Source organism: Aeromicrobium sp. (assembly GCF_049586495.1).
Taxonomy (GTDB): Bacteria; Actinomycetota; Actinomycetes; order Propionibacteriales; family Nocardioidaceae; genus Aeromicrobium.
On sequence record NZ_JBAVCB010000184.1, the window covers coordinates 1 to 5883 of the forward strand.

A 5883-nucleotide genomic window follows, 5' to 3' on the forward strand; every position below is an offset into this window, starting at 1 on the left:
GTCGTCGGATGTCGTCACGTCGCTCGCCGCGCAGCGCCTGGGCGAGCGCCGAGTGCTCAGAATCGACCGGAATCAGCTGGCCGGGCTTGGCGGCCCCCGTGACCAGCTCGCCCCCGATGATCAGCGATTCCTTGTTGTCCAGCGCCAGCGTCGTGCCGGCCTCCAGCGCGGCCAGCGTGGGCAGCAGGCCGACCGCGCCGGTCATGCCGTTGAGCACCACGTCGCACGGTGTGCGGGCGACCTCCACCGCCGCATCGGGGCCGGCGACGATCCGAGGAATGCGGTGCTCACCCTGGTCGTAGCCGCGCCGCTGGGCCTCGGCGTAGAGAGCCAGTTGGACGTCCTGCACGGACTGGGCCTGGGCCACGCCGACGAGGGGAACGTTGAAGGTGATCGCCTGCTCGGCCAGCAGCTTGGGATTGTTGCCGCCCGCGGCGAGGGCCACCACCTCGAATCGATCGGGGTTGATGGCAATGACCTCGAGGGCCTGGGTACCGATCGATCCGGTGGATCCGAGAATGGCGACACGCTTGCGCATGTCGCCATTGTCCCCCACGTTCAGCAGCCGGCCTACTTACTTCACCTCAGAACGCATGATCAGCAGCACGCCGGCCGTCAGCGGCAGCACGAACCAGATCAAACCGGACGTGCCCAGGTGAGCCCACTCCTCCCCGCTGGGATTTCCTTCGAACAGCGGAATCTGGGCAAAGTTGAAGTCGACCCACGGCTGCAGGTCACGGAACCACTCCTGGAACGCCGCCAGCACACCGAAGATGGTTGGGACGACGAACCCATAGACGAAGTAGCCGACGATGGCGGCCGCGGTGCTTCTGAACAAGGCACCCAGCGCAAAGCCCAGCAACAGCGCGAGCAGGAAGGTCAGGCCGATGGTGAAGTACTGCACGAGCTCGACGTCCCAGACCGGGTCGACGCCGTTGATGGCCGCGCCCACCAAATTGCCCAGCGCGCCAATCGCGAACGCGAGAGTCACGGCGACAGTGCCGACCACGATGGCGGCGATCGCCTTGGCCCAGATCACCGACGCACGATGCGGCACCAGGGTGAACGTGACCAGGCCGCTGCGTTGACTCCACTCACCGGTGACCAGCAAGATGGCGACGACCGGCAGCAGGATGTTGAGCGGGATGCCGAACGCCTGGGAGAAGGCGCCGTAGGTGATCGCGCTGTCGGGTGCGAACGCGATCACGGACGCGGCTGCGACCACGGCGGTGATCGCGATGCTGATCATCAGCCAGCGCCCCGCCCGGGTGTCGAACATCTTGCGCAGCTCGACCTTCAGCAACCGGGTGAATGGAATGCCGGGGCGATCGGTGTGGATGGTCTCGATGGCTGCAGTCATGCCGCACCTCCTGCGGTCGAAGCGACCACGTCACGCTGGGTCTCGGACGTCAGTTGAAGGAACATCTCTTCGAGGCCCGCGCCGTCGGCTGCCCGGAGCTCGGCCAGAACGAGCCCCTGCTGCGCGGCGATGCGACCGACGTCCAGGGGGTCCGCCTCGATGCGCAGTCCGTCGCCTGAGGCGAGGACCGTGAGACCTGCGGCCGTCGCGGCCGCACCGAGTGCCGCGGCGTCCTCAGCCCGCACGTACGTGCCAGCGGTCGCCAGCAGCTCTGCCTTGGTGCCTTGGGCCACGATGCGACCCTGCCCGATGACGATGATCTCATCGGCGATGACCTCGATCTCGTGCAGCAGGTGCGAGCTGAGGAGGACGGTGCCGCCACGGTCGGCGTACATGCGCAGCAGGCTGCGCATCCAGTGGATGCCCGCGGGATCAAGACCGTTGGCCGGCTCGTCCAGGATCAGGATCTTCGGGTCCCCCATCAGCGCGTTGGCGATGCCAAGCCGCTGGCGCATGCCGAGCGAGTAGTTCTTGACCCGACGCTTCGACTCGGTCGGGGTGAGGCTGACCAGCTCGAGCATCTCGTCGACGCGGGTCATGGGCAGGCCCATGGTGAGCGCACTGAGCGTGAGGATCTCGCGGCCGGTACGCCCGGCGTGCTGAGCCGAGGCGTCGAGCAGGACGCCGACCTGGGTGCCGGGGTTGGGAATGTCTCGGTAGTGGACGCCCCCGATCGTGGCGTCGCCGGCGGTGGCTGGGGTGAGTCCGGTGATGACGCGCATCGTGGTCGACTTGCCAGCGCCGTTCGGGCCCAGGAAGCCGGTGACGGCCCCAGGCTTGCAGGTGAACGACACGTCGTCGACGGCACGGTGCTGTCCGTACGTCTTCGTGAGGTGCTCGACGGTGATCATGGGACCAGACTCTCATTGACACCGAGCACGCCACATCAGGGATTCACCCGATGTGGGACCCACGCCCTGCGCCGGACCTTCAGCACGGGCGGTCTGTGTGGGGCCCACTACCGTGGAGCCATGCCTTCCCCTTTCACGTCTGCGCTGGACACGACGCTCGACAAGACGTTGGTCCTCGGATACTCCAAGATCGGGCCTGCACTGCGTCGGCACTGGTGGCCAGCCGATCCCGCATCGGACACGATGGCGGGTCGCCATGTCGTGGTCACCGGAGCGAGCGGCGGTCTGGGCCTGGCTGCGGCGGCCGGGATCGCCCGCCTCGGCGCCACCGTCCACCTGCTCGGTCGTACGCAGTCGCGACTGACCGACGCAGTCGAGACCATTCGGCGCGACCAGCCCGACGCCGACGTCCTGCCCGAGGTCTGCGACATCAGCGACCTTGACGCGGTGCGCACCTACGCCGCAGATCTGGCCCAGCGGGTCCCGGTCCTGCACGCGATCGTTCACAACGCCGGCGTCATGCCGCCAGAGCGAGCTGAATCGGCCCAAGGGCACGAAGCGACGTTGGCCACCCACGTGATCGGCCCGTTGGCGATGACCGAGGCCCTGCGCAGCAACCTTGCCGCCGCCGCATCGCCTCGAGTGGTCGTGGTCTCCTCCGGGGGCATGTACTCCGCGCCGCTGGACAGCACGATCGGCGACGACGTGGAGTACCGGCGCGGTCGATACGAGGGGATTCGCGCCTATGCGCGTACCAAGCGCATCCAGGTGACCATGACCGAGCTGATGGCGCAGCGGTACGCCGTCGACGGCATCACGGTGCACAGCATGCACCCGGGATGGGCCGACACCCCGGGGATCTCGGACTCGATGCCGACCTTCTCCAGGGTGCTACGTCCCATCCTCCGATCCGGGAAGCTGGGTGCCGACACGATCGTGTGGCTGACCGCCGCTGAGGAGGCCAGCGGTTCGAGCGGCCTGTTCTGGTGCGACCGTGCGCCCCGTTCGACCTACTACCTGCCGAGCCGCCAGGACGACCCGGCAGCTCGCCGCTCGGTCTGGACCTACGTCTGCGAAGCCGCTGGCATCGCCCACACCCCGGCCTGATCGACGACCTCAAACCGGTTCGAAGCTCGCGAGCAGCTCCTCGAGGGCGGCCTGATCTGGACCGACGAAGACAGGCCCGTCCGGCGCCTCGACCAACGCCTCGACCAGCTGCCCGTTGATGCCGATCGCTGGCGGGAGATGCGTGCTGAAGATCCCCGACGGATCAAGCGCCCTGAGCTCGGCCACCGTCGGGTCGTACTTCGCCCGATCCACCAGGTGCACCCACGGGCTGTCGATCGCGGCCCAGAGCAGCTGGGCCGCACGCCGATCGGCATCGTCGACGGCCCGGACGTCGGCACTGGTGGCCAGGTCGGCCGATGCCATGGGCGCCCCGAAGCAGTCCGAGGAGAAGTACGCTCCGGTCTTCTCGTCCACGAGGCCCACCGTCGCGGGGTTGTCGTACAACGGCGGCCGATGACCCGTAAGTCGTCTGTCTCCCACGTCCAGGGACTGACCGGGGTTGAGCAGATGGACGCGATCGAGCGGTACGTCCCACTCGGTGGACATGATCCCGACGCCGATGAACGTCGTGACCAGACGAGCCTGCGGAGCCGCTTCGAGCAACTCCCACAGACCCCCCGTGTGATCACGGTCCGGATGCGTGATCCAGATCCACTCCACGTCCGCCGGGTCCATGACCCGGGACAACTCGGTGACGAAGTCCTTGTCGGGCGTGCTCAGGCCGGTGTCCACGACCACAGGTTGCTTCGAGTGCAGCACGAAGGTGTTGACCGGCAGAAAGCCGATGCCTGGGACCTCCGCCGTGTCGCTCATGACGGTGACGTCAAGACTGGTGCTGTGAATGTTCATGATGCTGGCCTCTCTGTGGGAACGAATTGAGCTAGAACGGGACCTGTGTGGTCAAAAGCCCGTCGCCGGTCCCCCGGCCGGAGAGAATCAGGCAGAACTCGACGGCGTCCATCGAGATTTCGACGGTGCCAGCTGGCTGTTCGACCGAGGCCCAGTGACCGCCGGCCGGTCCGGTCAGCTCGAGCCGGTACGGTCCCCCGTGCCGCTCCGCCCACTCGCGCACGACGTCATCGACGATCACGCCGTCGTGATCAGCCGTCACCAGAAGCTGTCGTCCCGTCGCACGCGACATGTCGATGCGATGCATCCACGGATCACGGGTCAGCACCACGTCGATGAGATAGCCGATGGTCCACATCTCCTTTTCGCCGTTGACGACCTGCGCATCGGGCAAGGCGCGCCGCCGGATCAGGCCAGGCGTGAGGCGACGGCCCCGCGCCGCGCGAGGGGCGATGCGGCGTGCCGCCTCGACGACCTCGTCCGGAGTCAGGTTCTCGCGCTCGCGCACCTGAAGAGCGGTGAGCGAATCGATGACAGCACCTCCGTGAGTCCTTGCCTCGGCGGTCGCGAGCTTCTGCTGCCGTGAGCTCTCCCACGGAGTGGAAGCCATGGTCGCCATCCCGACCATGTGGCACGCCAGCTGTCTCACGTTCCACGCAGGGCAGGCAGTGCGCCGACTCCAGTCGTCGGGCTCGAGACTGGCCAGCGCCTCTGCCGTCCGCTGATACTCGGTCCGGGCGAGCTGCATCGCCACCGAACGGTTCAGCCCGGTTCGACGCGGGGTGTCGGGGGTAGGCAGTGGCGATGTCGTGATCATGAGCTGTCCTTCACATGGCGGGAGGTGAATCTTCGGGAGGAAGGCCGACGGCATCGGCCCACATGTCGATGGACCGATCGAGGAGACCTGCGTAGGTGTCCCCGCCCGGGTCATTGGCGTAGTGCTGGTTGATGAGTCCGCTGACCAGCGCGATCACGATGAGATGGTCCTCGACCGAGATCCCGACGGCCTGGCCGAACTGAACCGATCGCTCGACCACGCGAACCGAGGGGGCGAACGCCTCGGTCGTGGGCTCGAAATCGACCAAGATCCGTTGGTTCATCAGCTGGTACCGGGCGAGATCTGCCACGGCGAACTCGAAGAAGTGACGCATCGTCTGCTTGAACGCCGCTCGGGGGTGAGCGGGCAGCGCCGCGTCCACCGCAAGCGATGAGGACTCGAACTCTTCCCATGCCTGCCGGAACATTCCGTCGTAGATGGCGTTCTTCGACGCGAAGTGCGAGTACAGCGAAGGGGCCTGCATGCCGACCCGGGATGCGACGTCGCGGAGCGTCAGCGTCGCGAGGCCGGACTCCCTGGCCACGGTCCACGCGGCATCGAGAATCTCGCGGCGCGTGGACTCACGTCGTTCGGCTACCCGATCACGCTTAGGCATATCTAACATGATTAGGACGATCCTCCTGCCGTCAGATCTTGTCAAGAGTTGATCCTGAACGCGTGACCCATTCCGTGCTGCTGGACGCGTCGCACACCCTCATCAGTCAACATGTGGGCGAAATGAGTTCACCGGCGGCGGATTGCCAGTGATACTGACGGTGTGAACGATCTGGAATACGACCGGCTCCAGCGCGCCGGCAAGGACCACTTGTGGATGCACTTCTCGCGGCACGGCATGTACGAGCAGCACGACATACCCG

General features: G+C 66.6%; 6 protein-coding genes and 1 pseudogene. 1 reads left to right on the forward strand and 6 read right to left on the reverse strand.

All coding sequences use genetic code 11. From position 1 onward, the window contains the following. From WB508_RS09615 to WB508_RS09625, 3 genes and pseudogenes are all read right to left on the reverse strand, one after another. Positions 1 to 538, reverse strand: a pseudogene (locus WB508_RS09615) (1-deoxy-D-xylulose-5-phosphate reductoisomerase); the annotation flags it as partial. Positions 539 to 574: 36 nt separating this feature from the next. After that, the gene (locus WB508_RS09620) at positions 575 to 1360 is read right to left on the reverse strand and encodes an ABC transporter permease (RefSeq protein WP_423844666.1); all 786 of its coding nucleotides are present in this window, start codon (positions 1358 to 1360) and stop codon (positions 575 to 577) included. Beyond that, positions 1357 to 2271, reverse strand: a complete 915-nt coding sequence (locus tag WB508_RS09625) for an ABC transporter ATP-binding protein (protein ID WP_423844667.1) — start codon at positions 2269 to 2271, stop codon at positions 1357 to 1359. Before WB508_RS09625 ends, WB508_RS09620 begins: the two co-directional genes overlap by 4 nt. A 120-nt stretch (positions 2272 to 2391) precedes the next feature. On the opposite strand from WB508_RS09625, the gene WB508_RS09630 reads away from it, so the two are divergent. Further along, a complete protein-coding gene (locus WB508_RS09630) occupies positions 2392 to 3378 on the forward strand; it encodes an SDR family NAD(P)-dependent oxidoreductase (RefSeq protein WP_423844668.1) in 987 nt (328 codons plus the stop codon). 9 nt (positions 3379 to 3387) lie between these two features. Here the strand turns inward: WB508_RS09630 and WB508_RS09635 are convergent, their stop codons facing one another. From WB508_RS09635 to WB508_RS09645, 3 genes are read right to left on the reverse strand one after another with little or no spacing between them, the layout of a single operon-like run. Beyond that, positions 3388 to 4188: an MBL fold metallo-hydrolase gene (locus tag WB508_RS09635; protein ID WP_423844669.1), complete on the reverse strand. Its 801-nt coding sequence runs from the start codon at positions 4186 to 4188 to the stop codon at positions 3388 to 3390. Positions 4189 to 4219: 31 nt separating this feature from the next. Next, positions 4220 to 5005 (reverse strand): maleylpyruvate isomerase family mycothiol-dependent enzyme, encoded by a 786-nt coding sequence (locus WB508_RS09640; RefSeq protein ID WP_423844670.1) that lies wholly within the window; start codon positions 5003 to 5005, stop codon positions 4220 to 4222. Positions 5006 to 5015: 10 nt separating this feature from the next. Next, on the reverse strand, positions 5016 to 5630 hold the full coding sequence (locus WB508_RS09645; RefSeq protein ID WP_423844671.1) for a TetR/AcrR family transcriptional regulator: 615 nt from the start codon (positions 5628 to 5630) through the stop codon (positions 5016 to 5018). Positions 5631 to 5883 lie beyond the last annotated feature (253 nt).